Consider the following 16,749-nt stretch of genomic DNA (forward strand, 5'->3'; position numbering starts at 1 on the left):
TAAAGAATCTAAAGGGCTTTTAAGTTTAGATGTTGCTCTAGAAAACCGAGATGTTATGCAGACTTACAACTTCGACTTCTTTAGATTGGTTAGCAATTCCTGATTTAGATATAGACGCTTCTTGGCTAGATTTCGGAGATGTCTTTAATGGATTATTAGAAGGTGTTGGAGAATTTATTGGAGGAACTTTGACGGACCATAAAAAACTACCTACAACACCTGTATAATTAATTGCTTGGTCACCTGCCGACTTACAATCATTCCTTCGGAATATTCTATCTGTGATTTATTTGCTAAATTAGTTGCTTAACCACGCAACTAATCTTATACAAACACGTTGTAGCCAATTACGAAAACCTGCTTAACACTGCAGGAGAAAAAGAGCGCAATACGTTTTTTAATAAAATATATGCTAAAATTGACGCATTGTATAATTTAATTGAAGCGACTCAAGTCTTAGATTTTGAGTAAGCCATAAGAGTAAGTGCGTTAAGGATGGAAACGACATCCTTTTTTATTTTTCTTAAAAAAGATATAGTGTACAGCCTGACGTTTTTAAGCCATCTCAGGTTTAAAAAGGTAACGCCAAAAAAAATAATTAAACTTTATTGTAACAAAATGTAACAATCGTGCGTATAACTAATGATAGTAAATTATTCACTCCCTTTTTAGGGAAAAATTCACACTTACATACATGAGACAACTTAAAATTACCAAGCAGGTTACTAATCGTGAGACCGCATCGCTAGATAAATATCTACAAGAAATTGGAAAAGTTGACTTAATTACCGCAGACGAAGAAGTAGAATTAGCACAACGTATTAAGGCTGGCGACCAGTTAGCACTTGAAAAATTAACAAAAGCTAATTTACGTTTTGTAGTATCGGTAGCTAAGCAATACCAAAACCAAGGTTTAACGTTACCTGATTTAATTAACGAAGGTAATTTAGGTTTAATTAAAGCTGCACAACGTTTTGATGAAACGCGTGGTTTTAAATTTATTTCTTATGCTGTATGGTGGATTAGACAGTCTATTTTACAAGCCTTAGCAGAACAATCTCGTATTGTACGTTTACCGTTAAATAAGATTGGTTCTATTAACAAAATAAACAAAACATTTGCCTTTTTAGAGCAAGCACACGAGCGTCCGCCAAGTGCTGAAGAAATTGCAAAAGAGTTAGACATGACTATTAACGACGTTAAAGAGTCTATGAAAAATTCTGGACGTCACGTAAGTATGGACGCGCCTTTAGTTGAAGGTGAAGATTCTAACCTTTATGATGTATTAAACTCTGGTGAGTCGCCAAACCCAGATCGTAACCTTTTACATGAGTCTTTACGTACTGAAATTGAGCGTGCCCTTGAGACTTTAACACCTCGTGAAGCAGATGTTATTAGATTATACTTTGGTTTAGGAAACCAACACCCAATGACTCTTGAAGAAATTGGTGAAACTTTCGATTTAACACGTGAACGTGTGAGACAAATTAAAGAAAAAGCAATAAGAAGATTAAAACATACTTCTAGAAGTAAAATATTAAAAACTTACTTAGGATAAAATCTAAGTTCTAGTAACAAACAGTTATTCATAACTGTTCGTTTTTTGATTGATGAAAGAAACCACGGCTGATTACCGTGGTTTCATTTTTTTATAATGTTATACTTTAATTTTTACAACTATATTTTGCTGTAAAACCAAATCTGTATTTTTATTAGTTCGCATTTTGTCGATAATTTTATACTTTTAATCGATAAATTGTATTGATTAATATAAAAAAACCTGCTTTTTAGGGTAATTTCTGGAATTTTAAATTTTGATTCCTACTTAACTATGTTGAAGACCATTTGCTATAGAAGCTTGATTACTAATGAACCCTCTATTCTAGAAATTGAGACACTATTTAATGCTTGTAAAAAGAACAATGATAATTACAATATAAAGGGTCTATTATATAAATACGAGGGTTACTACTTTCAAATTATTGAAGGAGAAACTGAAACTATTGATGCTATTTTTTCATGTATAAAAACAGACAAAAGGCATAAAAATATTGACGTTTTGGTAGATATTCCTATAACAGAGTATACTTTTGATAACTTTACAACTGGTTATAATAAGGTTAACGATTTAAACACTTTATTTGGGCTGCAAGAGTACCATGACCTAATTGTTACTAACAACTTTGCAAGTAAAGATATTTTTTCTGAGATTATTTCAAATCTATTTAGTCTAGAAGCATAAAAGTATTAGCTTTGTGTTTTACACTAAAAACATAAAAATGTCTTCAAAACTAATAGCGCCTTCAATGCTTGCTGCCGATTTTGGCAACTTGCAACGTGATACAGAAATGGTTAATAACAGTGATGCCGATTGGTTTCATATAGATGTAATGGATGGTCATTTTGTACCTAATATATCATATGGAATGCCAGTAATTGCAGCCATAAAAAAGCATGCAACAAAACCATTAGATGTACATTTAATGATAGAAAAGCCTGAGCGTTATATTGAAGAATTTGCAAAAGTTGGTGCAGATATTATAACTGTTCATTATGAATCTACTGTGCATTTGCATAGAACTTTAAGACAAATTAAAGATGCTGGATGTAAAGCTGGAATAGTTTTAAATTTAACAACACCAGTTTCTGTTTTAGAAGATATTTTACCTGAATGTTATATGATATTATTAATGTCTATTAATCCAGGTTTTGGTGGACAAAAATTTGAAGAGGTTACTTACCAACGTGTTCGTAAACTTCGTAAAATGATTGATGCACAAGGTCTAAACACCAAAATTGAAATTGATGGTGGTGTTACAGACAAGAACATTAAAAAACTTGTTGATGCTGGTGCAGATGTTTTTGTTGCTGGAAGCCATATTTTTAAAAGTGAAGACCAAATAAAAACAACTGCGAACTTAAAAGCTTTAGCAAACTCTTAAAACAAAAAAAAGCTCCATAAAGAGCTTTTTTTTTCTTTACAATTATTGATTTTGGATTTAATACTGTTCTAATAAATAGTTAATTAAATCTGTAGTAGTTACTATACCAACCAGTTTAGTATTGTCTACTACTGGTAAAGCATGAAATTCTTTTTTAGAAAGTATTTCGGCTACCTCTTTAATTAAAGTAGTAGATGATACTGTCGTTAAATTTTTTGCCATTACTTGCTCTATAGTAAACATATTATAGATAACCGTTTCTACATTATCTTCATTTTCGTCTATGGCATCTGCAAAACTAATTCTTAATAAATCTGTATAACTAAGCATTCCTATAATTGCATCTCCACTTACAACTGGAATATGTCTTATGTTATTTTTTTTAAATAACTCTTCTGCTCTTTCTAAACTATCTGTATGATTAAGAGTAATAACATTTTCTGTCATTATTGTTGAAACTTGTGTTCTTTTTTTCATTTGTCTTGGGTTTTAAATTCATATTAAAGTTATTAAACATTAAGCTAAATAAACATGACAAATATCACCACAAGCACTATTTTCTAAAAAGGAAGTCTTGATAAGTCTACATTACCTCCTGAAAACAGTACTCCAATTTTTTTGTTTTTAAAATGTTCTTTTTGTTTTATTACAGCTGCTAAAGCGACTGCACTTGAAGGTTCTATAACAATTTTAAGTCGCTCGAAAACTAATATCATTGCTGAAATAATTTCAGATTCCTCAACTCTTATAATTTGTTTTATATGCTTCTGAATAATTGGAAAGTTAATATCTCCTAATTGTGTTTTTAATCCGTCTGCTATAGTATTTGTAGAACTATTAGTTTCTATTTTACCACTCATTATGGAACGATAAGCATCGTCTACTACCATTGGTTCTGCTCCTATTACCTGACACTGTTTCCCAAAGTAATGCGCTGCTAAAGCTGTTCCTGCTATAAGTCCTCCTCCTCCTATTGGACATACTATGTAATCTAAATCATTATAGTCTTCTAAAAGTTCTTTACAAGCAGTTCCATTGCCTATTATAACATCCATATCATTAGAAGGATGAATAAATGTCGCTCCAGTACTGTCTTGAATTCTATTTGCAGTCTCTTGCCTAGCTTTAGTTGTAGATTCACATTCGGTAATACTACCATTATATTGTAAAACCGCATTCTTTTTAACTTGAGGCGCGTTTTCTGGCATGACAATATGTGCTTTTACACCTAAACTTTTAGCTGCTAAAGACAATGCTTGTGCAAAATTACCTGAAGAATGTGTAACTACACCTTTACTTCGTTGCTCTTCTGTTAACTTTAAAATAGCATTTGTTGCACCACGCATTTTAAAAGCACCCATTTTCTGGAAGTTTTCGCATTTAAAATACAAGTCTGCTTCTACTTTTTGATTAATAAGCTGGGAACTTAAAACTGGAGTTCTATGTATAAACTGTTGAATGCGCGCATGTGCTTTTGTTATATTGTCTTGTTTCATAATTACAACTAAAGATAGTTATTTTATTTTCGCTAATAACCTGAAAAATCAAAGTTAAGCATTTGCTTGACTTTGCCATATATTACTGGAAATTGAGATTGAAATTCTAAAGGCGTTTCTATAAAGTTTTCTACAATAACAGAAATAAACTCGTATTGATTTTCGTAGGCATAATCTCTTAAATAACCAGAAGTGACAAGCTTTTTCTTTAAAGACTGGTTGGCATCTAATAACACCAAAAGTTCATGAAAAGAGTCTAAAAAAATAGCCGAACTTGTACTATATTTTCTAGATTTTAAAAATGAAAAATGTATGGCATGAATACATTCGTGTACGCCTAAATTTAAGTTATCGTTACTTATAGCATATCCTTTTTTGAAGTCTTCCCAAGAAAATATTAATGCCTGGTAAGCCATATTAAATTCTCCTTTATGCCATTGCTTGTTTATTTTCGAAAAATAAGTTTTTGGGTAGATAATAATTTTATTTACAGAATCTATTTTATAATGTCGAAATCCAAAAGTTAATTTTGCAGCTGTAGCAGCAATCATTACTTTCATGGTCTTATTGACTTCAATTTCTTTACCAATAAACTCCCATTTTTTTAGATAATACTGTAAACGATGTTCAAAATTCTTTTGCTCAGAGAGCGTTAAACGATTATAAAAACCAAATTGTTCTTTAAGAATAGATTTATAATCGTTGTGAAGTGTTCTCTTTTTTAAATAAGCATGTGTATAAAATTGCTTTTTTTTAAAAAGCTCCACTTGTGCCATTTCAAAAAAATTAAAAGAGCCTCTTAAAACAACATAAACCACAACAATTGTTAGAAAGACAACTATTAAAACTAGAATTAGAAGTACAATTTTAAATACTAGAGCTGGTTCTTTTTCTATTAACAAACTTACAGTACTTAATAAAGTTGTATTCATTTAGTATTGGTTGAAAATTACAAGAGAATTAAATGTCTTGGTCAAGCTCCTTTTGTATAAAGAAAAGCAGTACTTACAAATTCAAGCAAGCTTGTTTTTACGCTCAGCTTTTATTTTTATTCGTGACCACGAGAGGATTCGAACCTCCAACCATCAGAGCCGAAATCTGATATTCTATCCAGTTGAACTACGTAGCCGTTTTTATTTTTTACCTAAGATAACTTACTTTTTACAATAGAAGAAATGGTTTTACCATCTGCTTTACCAGCTAATTTACCGCTTACCATTCCCATAACTTTACCCATATCTTTCATACCATCTGCTCCTACTTTGGCAATAACATCTTCAACAACTTTAGTTATTTCCTCTTCGCTTAATGCTTCTGGTAAAAACTTAGAAATAACTTCTGCTTCGGCCAATTCAGGTGCTGCTAAATCTTCTCGTCCTTGTTCTAAAAAAATAGCTGCACTATCTTTTCTTTGCTTTACTTGTTTTTGAAGTATTTTAAGCTCTTGCTCCTCTGTTAGTTCTTGTTTTGCGCCAGTTTCTGTTTGTGCTAATAATATTGCAGATTTTACTGCTCTTAAAGCCGTTAAGGCAACTGTGTTCTTACTTTTCATTGCCTCTTTTAAGGCTGTCATGATATTTGTAGTTAAACTCATTTTAAAATTTTATTTTAGTTTACGAAGATATGCAAAAAGATAAAAAGACTTGATAGGTCCATAAAACAAAACCCAAAACGTTTGGGAGCGTTTTGGGCTTGTTGAGATTAAATCTATTACTTGCTATTAACCAATACTATTTAATCTACATTATCGTGTAAAAATGAATTGTTATTTCTTAATTGAATATCATCATTATCATCTATGCTCAAGGTTGTTTTAGAAACGTTGTTTTCTGATGATGAATGTACTGTTTCATCTAAATTTAAACCTTGACGCTTATATGCTGGTATTTTCTCAATATCGTCTATTTTTGATGCGTTAAATTTATGATTAAACGACTTCATTTTTTGTCGTCTATCGTCTGCTCTTTCTTTAAGAATATCTGATATAGAACTATTCATTGGATCTAAATCTTCCTCAGGAGCTTCTACCTCTTGTTCTTGAGCAATTATTTTCTTTTCGAAAACAATTTCTTGATCTATAACCTCTTCTACTTTTATTGTTTGTTTATTATTAGTACTTACTTCTGCATAATCGTCTAAAGCATAACGCACTTCTTGGCCTTCATTAACTTCTGTTACTGGAATAACCTCTACATGTTCGTTTACTTCTATGTCGTTTAAATTAAAAATAATTTCTTCTTGCTCTTCTTCTATATTGTCTTCATTTATAGGCAAGTCGAAACTTAAGGTTATTTGTTGTTTTTCTTCTTCCTCAATACTTACAGGATTTATATTGGCTGTTTTATCTTCGGTTGAGGTAATAACAAACTCTTCGTCTGTGTTAAAGGTTGCAACAACTTCATCATAAACAACATCCATATTTTTTATAACTTCTGTTGTAGGTATTAACCCTAAATCATCTAGAGAGACTGTTCTTTGCTTATTAACCAAATTCATTTCCTTTTTGCTCAAAGAGTCTTCTGTGTCCTCATCTAAATCCAGAGTATGCTTTACGACTTTTGGTGGCTGAGGTTTTTCTAAAACAATGTCTGGCTTAATAATAGCAGGAGTGACTTCTTTTGGAGTTAAATCTTTTTCAATACTTTGGTCTTCTTCTAGAGCATGAATAACTTTTTTAATCTCTGTATTAGAAATTTCGTTTTGTTGTTCTACATTAAATCCTGTTGCAATAATGGTTACAGCTATTGATTCTTCTAACGATTCGTCTTCACCTACACCCATAATTATGTTTGCACCATGTCCTGCTTCGGTTTGAATATGATCGTTAATTTCACCAATCTCATCTATTGTTATTTCTTGAGAACCAGAAACGATTAGCAACAATACGTTTTTAGCTCCTGTAATTTTATTATCGTTTAATAATGGAGAATCTAAAGCTTTAGTAATCGCTTCATGTGCACGGTTTTGACCTGAAGAAATAGAAGATCCCATTATTGCTGTTCCACTATTACTTAGTACTGTTTTAGCATCGCGTAAATCGATGTTTTGTGTATAATGGTGTGTAATCACCTCTGCAATACCACGAGATGCAGTAGCTAAAACCTCGTCTGCTTTAGAGAATCCTGCTTTAAAACCAAGATTACCATAAACTTCTCTTAACTTGTTATTATTAATTACAATTAAAGAATCTACTTCTGCTCGCAACTTTTCTATTCCAATTTGTGCTTGTTCATTACGCATTTTTCCTTCAAACTGAAAAGGCATAGTTACAATACCAACTGTTAAAATATCCATTTCTTTGGCCATTTTAGCAATTATTGGTGCAGCACCTGTTCCTGTTCCTCCTCCCATTCCAGCAGTTATAAATACCATTTTAGTATTTGTACCAAGCATTTGTTGGATATCTGAAAAACTCTCGACTGCAGATTGCATGCCAACGTCTGGGTTTGCACCTGCTCCTAATCCTTCTGTTAAATTAACGCCAAGTTGGATTTTGTTTGGAACACCACTATTTTGAAGTGCTTGAGCATCTGTATTACAAATCACAAAGTCTACTCCTTTGATGCCTTGTTGAAACATGTGGTTAATGGCGTTGCTTCCACCTCCTCCAACGCCAATAACCTTAATGACATTAGATTGATTTTTAGGTAAATCAAAGGCGATACTTTCGAATTCATTGTTGCTCATAAAATTCTGTTTTATTATTTTTTATTCTTGCGCAGCATTGCTACGTTTATATTTTTATTAGATTTTTAGTGCTTGGCACTATTCTGCGTTGTCTAAAAAATCTTTTACTCGTTCTGTTAACGCATCTAAAAAAGAGCGTTTTTGTTTTGGTTTTGTTTCTTCTTGCACAGCTTCTTCCTCTTCTAATACTTCTATTTCTTCTGTTACTTCTTCTACAACGGCTTCTGCTTTAACGCGTTCTTGACGTTTTAAACCATCCATTACTAAACCAACTGCTGTTGCAAATAGTGGACTTGTAATAGCATCGTCGCTGTCACCAGCAAGATGCTCGTTTGGAAAACCAACTCTGGTGTCCATGCCAGTAATGTATTCTACTAATTGCTTTAAATGTTTTAACTGTGCTCCTCCTCCTGTTAAAACAATACCTGCTATTAATTTTTTCTTTTGTTCCTCGTGTCCGTAATTTTTTATTTCTACATAAACTTGCTCAATAATTTCTACAACACGAGCGTGAATAATTTTTGACAGGTTTTTAAGTGTAATTTCTTTTGGGTCTCTACCACGTAATCCTGGAATAGAAACAATTTCATTGTCTTTATTTTCTCCTGGCCACGCAGAACCAAATTTAATTTTTAATAGTTCGGCTTGCTTTTCAATAATAGAACAACCTTCTTTTATATCTTCTGTTATTACATTTCCTCCAAATGGAATAACAGCTGTATGTCTTATTATACCATCTCTGAAAATAGCTAAATCTGTTGTTCCACCTCCTATATCTATTAATGCAACACCTGCTTCTTTTTCTTCTTGACTTAATACGGCATTTGCTGATGCTAGTGGCTCTAGTGTAATGCCTTCAAGTTCTAAACCTGCACTTTTTACACAACGACCAATATTTCTAATCGATGATACTTGACCAACAACCACGTGAAAGTTTGCTTCCAATCTTCCACCATACATGCCTATAGGTTCTTTTATTTCTGCTTGACCATCAACCTTAAATTCTTGAGGTAAAACGTGAATAATTTCTTCTCCAGGTAACATTACTAATTTATGTACTTGGTTAATTAAACGCTCGATGTCATCTTCGTCTATAACCGTTTCTGAATCTGCTCTAGTAATATAGTCACTATGCTGAAGACTACGAATATGCTGTCCTGCAATACCAACAGTAACGCCTTCAATTTTAGTTGCTGCTGCTGCTTCGGCTTCTTGTATAGCCAATTGTATAGATTGAATAGTTTGGGTAATATTATTTACCACACCACGATGCACACCTAAACTTTTAGACTTACCAATACCTAAAATCTCTACTTTTCCGTACTCGTTTTTACGACCAATCATTGCCACAATCTTTGTGGTTCCAATGTCTAATCCAACTGCTAAATTTTGTTCCATAATTTATACTTTAGTGCAAACAACCTGGTTTTCAAATTGCAAATTCACTTTGCTGTATTTATCTAAACTTTTATCCTTAATCGCCTTTTTATAGAAAGCTTTTAAGTTGTTTATTTTTTTATCTAGATATTCAAGTTTTCCTATTTGCACAATAAATTTGCATTGTCTTAACTTTAAATCTATAGACTTATTTTGATTTTGATGAATTTCTACAACATTCTTTTTCAAGAACTCATCGGCATCAACTCTGCTAGCAACATTATAAATATTACTTAACTCTGTTTTAAGCACGTTACCAGTTACAACAGGCACTCGCGCTGTATAATTAGACGACAAAGGCATGTAACCGCCTTTACTGTCTATGTAATAAGAGTCTGTTGTTAAGACTCTTGCAATAGGTTTTTTTTGTTTTATTTTAGCTGAAAAATCACCATTTACATTTAAGAAAATTTCGGCTTTTTCAATCATTGCATTAGCATTCAGGGCAGATTCTAAAGCATTCAAATCTAAAGTTTCTTTAGGCACATTCGTAAGCGGTTGTTGATTTTGTATTAACAATTTACTAACATTTGCATGTGTAATAAATGGCTTCTGCTCATCTACAAATTCTATTGTTGTTTTTGCTACTTTTCGACTGCCATTTTTAGCAGAAGAAAAAGCAAACAAAAACACTACTAATAGCAGTAAAACTGTGCCTTTTATGTAGTTCCAATTAATTTTCATGAACCAATGCTTTTTTAATTTTTTGTACTTCTGCTCCTATATCTCCAGCACCAATGGTGAGAATAATTTTTGCATTACTTTCTTTAATTTTTTGGATGATATTAGATTTGTTAATTAATTGTTTTTTTGGATTACTAATTTTATCTAAAAGCCATTGAGAACTTATGCCTTGTATTGGTAATTCTCTCGCTGGATAGATATCGAGAAGAAGTAACTCGTCAAAATTTGAAAGAGTTTGGGCAAATTCTACTCCAAAATCTCTTGTTCGTGAAAACAGATGCGGCTGAAAAATAGCAAGCACTTTGTCTTCAGGATACATTTCTCTAACGGCTTGATGTACAGCGTTTATCTCTTCTGGATGGTGTGCATAATCGTCTATAAAAACAAGTTTCTCTGTTTTTATCTGGTAGGTAAAGCGACGCTTTACACCTTTATAGGATGCTAATGCTTTAGTAAGCTCTGGTGTTGGGACACCATATTCTACAGCCATCGCTAAAGCTATTAATGCATTCGATAAATTATGTCTACCAGGAAGGCTAAATTGTAATTGTTTTAGCATAGTAACTGGCGTTTTTACATCAAATACATAAACACCATTTTCTATTTTTATATTTTGAACTGAATAATCTGAATCATCTTCAATTCCATATGTAATACCTTCAAGCGGCAAACCGTTTCTAACTAACAGTTTTCCGTTTGGTTTTATTTTTTTGGAAAAATCTTCGAAAGATTTTATTAATTCTGAAGCATCTCCATAAATATCTAAATGGTCTGCGTCCATAGATGTAATACAAGCAATATCTGGTGACAGTGTTAAAAAAGAACGATCAAACTCGTCTGCCTCGACAACGCTTACTTGATCTCCATTTAAAATGAGATTAGAATTATAATTCTCACTAATTCCTCCTAGAAAAGCTGTTAATGGCACATTACAAACTTTCATTATATGTCCAAGAATACTTGTTGTAGTTGTTTTACCATGTGTACCTGCAACTGCCAGACAAAAGGTGTTTTGTGTTATTAAACCCAATATTTCAGATCGCTTTAAAACATGATACCCATTGTCTTTAAAATAATTTAGTTCACTATGTTCTTTTGGAATAGCTGGTGTATAAACTACTAGAGTACGTTTAACATCTAAAAACTGTTCTTTAATACAACTTACAGCATCTTCAAAATGAATGGTAATTCCTGAATTTTCTAATGCATCTGTTATCTCTGTTTTAGTTTTATCGTATCCTGAAACAACTTTTCCAATAGCACTAAAATAACGTGCTAAAGCAGACATACCGATACCTCCAATACCTATAAAATAGACGTTATGTATGTTATTTAAGTTCATTATTTAAATATTTAGAAGTTTTTCAACTTCATCTGCTATTTCTTTTGTTGCATTAACTAATGCTAATTTTTTAATATTCATACTCAGTTGTTCTTGCTTTTCTTTAGATGCAATTAATTGAGAAAATTTGTTTTTAAAATCTACTTTCAAATCTTCTTGAGCAATCATTAAAGCCGCATGCTCTTCAACTATAGCTTTTGCATTTTTAGTTTGATGATCTTCTGCTACGTAAGGTGAAGGCACAAAAATTACTGGTTTACCAACAATACACAACTCAGAGACCGAGCCTGCTCCAGCTCTAGAAATAATAATATCTGCAGCTGCATAAGCATAATCCATACTATTTATAAACTCATGAACCTGAACATGCTTTATATCTCCATTTATTTTATACTCTTTATAATACAATTTTCCAGTTTGCCAGATAATTTGTACTTGTTGTGTTTGTAAAAAATCTAATTCGTTTTTTAATAATTCGTTAATGGCTTTTGCGCCTAAACTTCCACCTAAAACCAGCAGTGTTTTTTTACCTTCAACTAAATTAAAATACTTTATAGCTTCGCTTCTTTTAGAATCAATATCTAATAGATCTTGGCGAACAGGATTTCCTGTTTTTATAATTTTTCCTTTAGGAAAAAATCGCTCTAAGCCATCGTAAGCAACGCAAATTTTTTGAACCTTTTTTGATAATAATTTATTTGTAATTCCTGGATAAGAATTCTGTTCTTGTATTAAACTTGGTATTCCTTTTGATGCTGCAATTTGTAATAGTGGACCACTAGCAAAACCTCCTGTTCCTATAGCAACATCTGGTTTAAATTGTTTAATAATTTTTCTAGCATTCCATAAACTATTTATAAGTTTAAACGGAAACATTAAATTTTTAAGTGTTAATTTCCTATCTATACCTGTAATCCATAAGCCTTTAATACTATAACCAGATTGTGGCACTTTCTCCATTTCCATACGGTCTTTTGCTCCTACAAAAAGAAACTCTGCATTTGGAAAACGTAGTTTTAATTCGTTGGCAATTGCAATTGCAGGATAGATGTGTCCACCTGTTCCTCCTCCAGATAATATAATTTTATATGTTTTGTTTTTACTACTCACTTTAATAATTTGCCACGAATTCACGAATTTTATCGCTTACTCTTTTTATTTATTACACTCATTTATTTTGCGTTGCATGCAACATCTCTGTATTATAATGTTTCCGAAAGAATTTCTAATTGATTATCTTCTATTTCACCTTCTCTTTCTTTTCCTATAATCTCTTCTCTTTTGGCACTTACACTTAATATAATTCCTATGGCTAAACACGTCATCCAAATAGATGTTCCACCACTACTTATTAGAGGCAAGGTTTGACCTGTTACTGGAAACAGCTCAACTGCTACAGCCATATTAATCATGGCCTGAAACACAATTGGCAATCCAACACCAAGCACCAAAAGTTTACCGAAAATAGTATCTGCTTTTTGTGAAACTATTACAATTCTAAACAAAAGCCACATGTATAATACCATTAAAAACAAACCTCCAATGAGTCCATATTCTTCAATAATTATAGCGAATATAAAATCGGAAGACGATTGTGGTAAAAAGTTTTTTTGCATACTTTTTCCTGGACCAACTCCTTTAATACCTCCAGATGCAATGGCTATTTTTGCTTTTTCAATTTGATAATCGGCTTCTGTATCTCCACCATCTGAAAAGTTTTCAATCCTGCTTATCCAAGTATCTACACGATTTGGCATTGCCTCTGGAAAGGCTTTTGCAACAAGAATAAACAAAGTTAAAGCTAAAATTCCCGCACCAATAATTACTGCTAAATAACGCACTGGATAACCACCTAAAAAAACAAGCACAACTACCATTAAAAAAATTAAAGCTGTGGTTGAAAAATTTGAAGGCAGAATTAATGCTAAGACTAAAAAAACTGGAAGCCAAAGTGGTAATATTGACTCTTTAAAAGAGACGTGTTCGTCTTTTATTTTAGATAAGTATCTAGCAACATATACCATTAAAACAACAGAAGCCAAAGTAGATGTTTGAAAAGACATGTTTACAAACGGAATTCTAATCCACCTACTTGCATTTGCACCTTCAATAGTTGTGCCTTGCAAAATGGTAACAACTAGCAATACTAGTACAATAGGAATCATGATCATAGACAAACCACGGAAATAACGATATGGAATTTTATGAATACCATACATAATTGAAAACCCTAAAAACAAATGCATAAAGTGCTTAAACAAAAAAGAGAATGTATTTGTGTTTCCACCTACATAAGCTAAATTACTAGCAGCACTGTAAACAGGCAGAAATGAGGAAATAGCAAGTAAAGCAGCTATTGCCCAAATTAATCTATCGCCTTTTATATTTTTAAATACTTGTTGCATTTGTTTTTGGCATTCTACGCAATGACGCAAAACCTATTTTATTTTTTTGTTGACTCGGCATTAATTATGAAATGACAAATAATTATAAATTTCTTACTGCGTTTTTAAATTGTCTTCCTCTGTCTTCATAGTTTTCGAATAAATCGAAACTTGCACATGCTGGAGATAACAATACATTATCTCCAGCTTCAGCTACTTTATATGCTATTTTTACTGCTTCACTCATAAATTGAGTTTCAATAATAATATCAACCATGTTTCCAAAGTTTTTCATTAGCTTCTCATTGTCTATGCCCAAACAAATTATAGCTTTTACTTTTTCGTTTATAAATGGAAATAACTCTGTATAGTCGTTGCCTTTATCTACACCTCCAACAATCCAAACTGTTGGTGCATCCATGCTTTCTAAAGCATAATATGTTGCGTTTACATTGGTAGCTTTAGAGTCGTTTATATACTGTACTTTATTAATTTTAAGTACTTGTTCTAATCGATGCTCTACACCATGAAAATTCTCTAAACTCTCACGAATGGTTTGCTTTCTTATTTTTAGCAAATGCGCTACTGTAGAGGCAGCCATTGCATTTTTAATGTTGTGTTTTCCTTCTAAAGCTAAATTATTTGTTGGCATAATTATTTGGTTGTTATCTATTGTTATTTTTATATTATGGTTATCTAAATACGCACCATTTTCAATTGGTTTTTCTAATGAAAATGGTAATAATGTAGATTGAATAGTATTTTCTTTTAACCACTTGGTAATTACTTTATCGTCTGCATCATAAATCAAATAATCTTCTTTAGTTTGATTTAATGCAATTCTAAATTTTGAGTTAATATAATTTTCAAATTTATAATCGTAGCGATCTAAATGATCTGGTGTAATATTAGTAAGCACAGCAATATTTGGTTTAAATTCAACGATACCATCTAATTGAAAACTACTTATTTCTAAAACATAGTTCTGGAAATCGTCTTCTAAAACTTGCTTTGCAAAACTGTCTCCAATATTGCCTGCTAAACCAACATTTAATTCTTGTACAAGAATATGGTGTGTTAGCGATGCTGTTGTTGTTTTTCCATTACTTCCTGTTATGCCTACAATAGTTGCGTTGGTATATTTTGAAGCAAATTCAATTTCAGAAATTACTGGAATTTTTGTACTGATTAATTTTTGAACTAAAGTCACTTTATCAGGAATTCCAGGACTTTTCATCACAACATCTGCATTTAAAATCTTAGCTTCTGTATGCTGCTGCTCTTCCCATTCAATCTCATTATGTATAAGAACGTTTTTATATTTTTCTTTAATTTTTCCTTTATCTGAAACAAAAATATCGTAGCCTTTTGCTTGTGCTAAAAGTGCAGTACCTACTCCACTTTCTCCTCCTCCTAATATTACTAATCTTTGTTTTTTCATTGCGAGACACTTAGACAAACTCAGTGTGACATTTACTTCTAAATATTTCTATCTTAACTTGAGTGTTACAATGGTTAGTATGGCCAGAAAAATGCCAACAATCCAAAAACGTGTTACTATTTTACTTTCGTGATAGCCTCCTTTTTGATAATGATGATGTAATGGCGACATTTTAAAAATGCGCCTTCCTTCTCCATATTTCTTTCTTGTGTATTTAAACCAACTCACCTGAAGAATTACAGACAGAGATTCGGCAAAAAAGATGCCGCATAACAACGGAATTAATAACTCTTTTCTAACTCCAATGGCTATAACTGCTATAATTCCTCCTATAGTTAAACTTCCTGTATCTCCCATAAACACTTGAGCTGGATAGGTATTGTACCATAAAAACCCTATTAAAGCTCCAACAAAAGCAGCAATAAACACCACAAGTTCTCCAAGACTAGGAATAAACATAACATTGAGATAATCTGAAAACACAAAATTTCCAGAAACAAATGCAAAAATGGCTAATGCAAAGACTATTATAGCAGAGCTTCCTGCTGCCAATCCATCGATGCCATCAGTTAAATTAGCACCATTGGAAACTGCTGTAACTATAAAAATAACTATGGGAATAAAAATTAGCCAGGCATACTTTCCATAATCATCGCCTAGCCAAGTTAAAATACTCGCGTAGTCAAACTCATTATCCTTTACAAAAGGAATGGTTGTTTTTAAAGATTTTTCGGCTGGATTAAACTCTCTATCAGAATTTTGAGTAATCAATTCGGTTTCGTAAACCGGATTAATTTTCTCTGTTTTTATAGTTACATCTGGATGGAAATACATTACAGAACCCACAAAAATACCCAAACCTACTTGTCCTAAAATTTTAAATCTACCACTTAAACCTTCTTTGTTTTTTTTAAATACTTTAATATAATCGTCTGTGAAACCTACTAATCCCATCCAGATGGTTGTTACAATTAGCATGATTACATAGATGTTTTCTAATCTCGCCAATAGTAATACTGGAATTAATGTTGAAAAAATAATGATTAGTCCACCCATTGTTGGTGTCCCTGCTTTTTCTACTTGCCCTTCTAATCCTAAATCTCTAACAGATTCTCCTACTTGCATTTTTTGAAGCAAACGAATGACTTTTTTTCCAAATATTGTAGAGATCAACAACGACATAATAATTGCTAAAGCAGCACGAAACGTGATAAATTGAAACACGCTGGCTCCTGTTAACTGGAATTGTTGTTCTAAATATTCGAATAAGTAGTATAACATTGTTTTTATTATTTAATACCTACTAGGTTTTTAAAACCTTGCAGGAAATACATTT

At 32.1% G+C, this 16,749-nt stretch carries 16 protein-coding genes and 1 tRNA gene; 4 read left to right on the forward strand and 13 right to left on the reverse strand.

The window, feature by feature from the left end:
* The first annotated feature begins 50 nt into the window (after nt 1-50).
* The 4 genes from P8H50_RS09975 to rpe all read left to right on the forward strand — a co-directional run bounded on the left by P8H50_RS09975 (nt 51) and on the right by rpe (nt 2,942).
* Nucleotides 51-227, forward strand: coding sequence for a hypothetical protein (locus tag P8H50_RS09975; protein WP_300208494.1), 177 nt, complete (start codon nt 51-53; stop codon nt 225-227).
* 467 nt (nt 228-694) lie between these two features.
* Nucleotides 695-1,558, forward strand: a complete 864-nt coding sequence (locus tag P8H50_RS09980) for a sigma-70 family RNA polymerase sigma factor (RefSeq protein WP_034062287.1) — start codon at nt 695-697, stop codon at nt 1,556-1,558.
* Nucleotides 1,559-1,831: 273 nt separating this feature from the next.
* Nucleotides 1,832-2,242 carry a BLUF domain-containing protein gene (locus P8H50_RS09985; protein ID WP_300208499.1) on the forward strand — a complete coding sequence of 137 codons (411 nt, stop codon included), beginning with the start codon at nt 1,832-1,834 and terminating at the stop codon, nt 2,240-2,242.
* A gap of 37 nt (nt 2,243-2,279) precedes the next feature.
* A complete protein-coding gene (rpe, locus tag P8H50_RS09990) occupies nt 2,280-2,942 on the forward strand; it encodes a ribulose-phosphate 3-epimerase (RefSeq protein WP_300208501.1) in 663 nt (220 codons plus the stop codon).
* Nucleotides 2,943-2,999: 57 nt separating this feature from the next.
* Here rpe and P8H50_RS09995 read toward each other — a convergent pair whose 3' ends face one another.
* From P8H50_RS09995 to mraY, 13 genes are all read right to left on the reverse strand, one after another.
* Nucleotides 3,000-3,419, reverse strand: a complete 420-nt coding sequence (locus P8H50_RS09995; protein ID WP_300208503.1) for a CBS domain-containing protein — start codon at nt 3,417-3,419, stop codon at nt 3,000-3,002.
* 83 nt (nt 3,420-3,502) lie between these two features.
* On the reverse strand, nt 3,503-4,438 hold the full coding sequence (locus tag P8H50_RS10000) for a pyridoxal-phosphate dependent enzyme (protein WP_300208505.1): 936 nt from the start codon (nt 4,436-4,438) through the stop codon (nt 3,503-3,505).
* Between the two features lie 32 nt (nt 4,439-4,470).
* Nucleotides 4,471-5,370, reverse strand: coding sequence for a zinc-dependent peptidase (locus P8H50_RS10005; protein WP_300208507.1), 900 nt, complete (start codon nt 5,368-5,370; stop codon nt 4,471-4,473).
* A gap of 123 nt (nt 5,371-5,493) precedes the next feature.
* A tRNA-Arg gene (locus tag P8H50_RS10010) sits at nt 5,494-5,567 on the reverse strand.
* 15 nt (nt 5,568-5,582) lie between these two features.
* Nucleotides 5,583-6,032, reverse strand: a complete 450-nt coding sequence (locus P8H50_RS10015) for a GatB/YqeY domain-containing protein (protein WP_300208510.1) — start codon at nt 6,030-6,032, stop codon at nt 5,583-5,585.
* Between the two features lie 140 nt (nt 6,033-6,172).
* The gene (ftsZ, locus tag P8H50_RS10020; RefSeq protein ID WP_300208512.1) at nt 6,173-8,125 is read right to left on the reverse strand and encodes a cell division protein FtsZ; all 1,953 of its coding nucleotides are present in this window, start codon (nt 8,123-8,125) and stop codon (nt 6,173-6,175) included.
* Between the two features lie 78 nt (nt 8,126-8,203).
* Entirely contained in the window at nt 8,204-9,523 is a 1,320-nt protein-coding gene (ftsA, locus tag P8H50_RS10025) for a cell division protein FtsA (RefSeq protein ID WP_300208514.1), read from the reverse strand.
* Nucleotides 9,524-9,526: 3 nt separating this feature from the next.
* Nucleotides 9,527-10,246, reverse strand: coding sequence for a cell division protein FtsQ/DivIB (locus P8H50_RS10030; RefSeq protein ID WP_300208516.1), 720 nt, complete (start codon nt 10,244-10,246; stop codon nt 9,527-9,529).
* Nucleotides 10,236-11,588, reverse strand: a complete 1,353-nt coding sequence (gene murC, locus P8H50_RS10035; RefSeq protein WP_300208518.1) for a UDP-N-acetylmuramate--L-alanine ligase — start codon at nt 11,586-11,588, stop codon at nt 10,236-10,238. Before murC ends, P8H50_RS10030 begins: the two co-directional genes overlap by 11 nt.
* 3 nt (nt 11,589-11,591) lie before the next feature.
* Nucleotides 11,592-12,722 (reverse strand): undecaprenyldiphospho-muramoylpentapeptide beta-N-acetylglucosaminyltransferase, encoded by a 1,131-nt coding sequence (murG, locus tag P8H50_RS10040; RefSeq protein WP_300208520.1) that lies wholly within the window; start codon nt 12,720-12,722, stop codon nt 11,592-11,594.
* A gap of 68 nt (nt 12,723-12,790) precedes the next feature.
* On the reverse strand, nt 12,791-13,993 hold the full coding sequence (locus P8H50_RS10045; RefSeq protein WP_300208522.1) for an FtsW/RodA/SpoVE family cell cycle protein: 1,203 nt from the start codon (nt 13,991-13,993) through the stop codon (nt 12,791-12,793).
* 82 nt (nt 13,994-14,075) lie between these two features.
* A complete protein-coding gene (murD, locus tag P8H50_RS10050) occupies nt 14,076-15,413 on the reverse strand; it encodes a UDP-N-acetylmuramoyl-L-alanine--D-glutamate ligase (protein ID WP_300208524.1) in 1,338 nt (445 codons plus the stop codon).
* A gap of 48 nt (nt 15,414-15,461) precedes the next feature.
* Complete coding sequence (gene mraY / locus P8H50_RS10055; protein WP_300208526.1) at nt 15,462-16,694, reverse strand: phospho-N-acetylmuramoyl-pentapeptide-transferase; 1,233 nt, start codon at nt 16,692-16,694, stop codon at nt 15,462-15,464.
* Nucleotides 16,695-16,749: the final 55 nt, after the last annotated feature.

The sequence above is a fragment of the Lacinutrix sp. genome (assembly GCF_029238095.1).
Taxonomy (GTDB): domain Bacteria; phylum Bacteroidota; class Bacteroidia; order Flavobacteriales; family Flavobacteriaceae; genus Lacinutrix.

Excerpts from the sequence above, each read along its gene's own strand:
- P8H50_RS10030 (WP_300208516.1), bottom strand. The coding sequence starts at position 10,246 with ATGAAAATTAATTGGAACTACATAAAAGGCACAGTTTTACTGCTATTA.
- P8H50_RS09985 (WP_300208499.1), top strand. The coding sequence starts at position 1,832 with ATGTTGAAGACCATTTGCTATAGAAGCTTGATTACTAATGAACCCTCT.
- ftsA (WP_300208514.1), bottom strand. The coding sequence starts at position 9,523 with ATGGAACAAAATTTAGCAGTTGGATTAGACATTGGAACCACAAAGATT.
- P8H50_RS10005 (WP_300208507.1), bottom strand. The coding sequence starts at position 5,370 with ATGAATACAACTTTATTAAGTACTGTAAGTTTGTTAATAGAAAAAGAA.
- murD (WP_300208524.1), bottom strand. The coding sequence starts at position 15,413 with ATGAAAAAACAAAGATTAGTAATATTAGGAGGAGGAGAAAGTGGAGTA.
- P8H50_RS09995 (WP_300208503.1), bottom strand. The coding sequence starts at position 3,419 with ATGAAAAAAAGAACACAAGTTTCAACAATAATGACAGAAAATGTTATT.
- P8H50_RS10045 (WP_300208522.1), bottom strand. The coding sequence starts at position 13,993 with ATGCAACAAGTATTTAAAAATATAAAAGGCGATAGATTAATTTGGGCA.
- P8H50_RS10015 (WP_300208510.1), bottom strand. The coding sequence starts at position 6,032 with ATGAGTTTAACTACAAATATCATGACAGCCTTAAAAGAGGCAATGAAA.
- P8H50_RS10000 (WP_300208505.1), bottom strand. The coding sequence starts at position 4,438 with ATGAAACAAGACAATATAACAAAAGCACATGCGCGCATTCAACAGTTT.
- murC (WP_300208518.1), bottom strand. The coding sequence starts at position 11,588 with ATGAACTTAAATAACATACATAACGTCTATTTTATAGGTATTGGAGGT.
- P8H50_RS09975 (WP_300208494.1), top strand. The coding sequence starts at position 51 with ATGTTATGCAGACTTACAACTTCGACTTCTTTAGATTGGTTAGCAATT.
- rpe (WP_300208501.1), top strand. The coding sequence starts at position 2,280 with ATGTCTTCAAAACTAATAGCGCCTTCAATGCTTGCTGCCGATTTTGGC.
- P8H50_RS09980 (WP_034062287.1), top strand. The coding sequence starts at position 695 with ATGAGACAACTTAAAATTACCAAGCAGGTTACTAATCGTGAGACCGCA.
- ftsZ (WP_300208512.1), bottom strand. The coding sequence starts at position 8,125 with ATGAGCAACAATGAATTCGAAAGTATCGCCTTTGATTTACCTAAAAAT.
- mraY (WP_300208526.1), bottom strand. The coding sequence starts at position 16,694 with ATGTTATACTACTTATTCGAATATTTAGAACAACAATTCCAGTTAACA.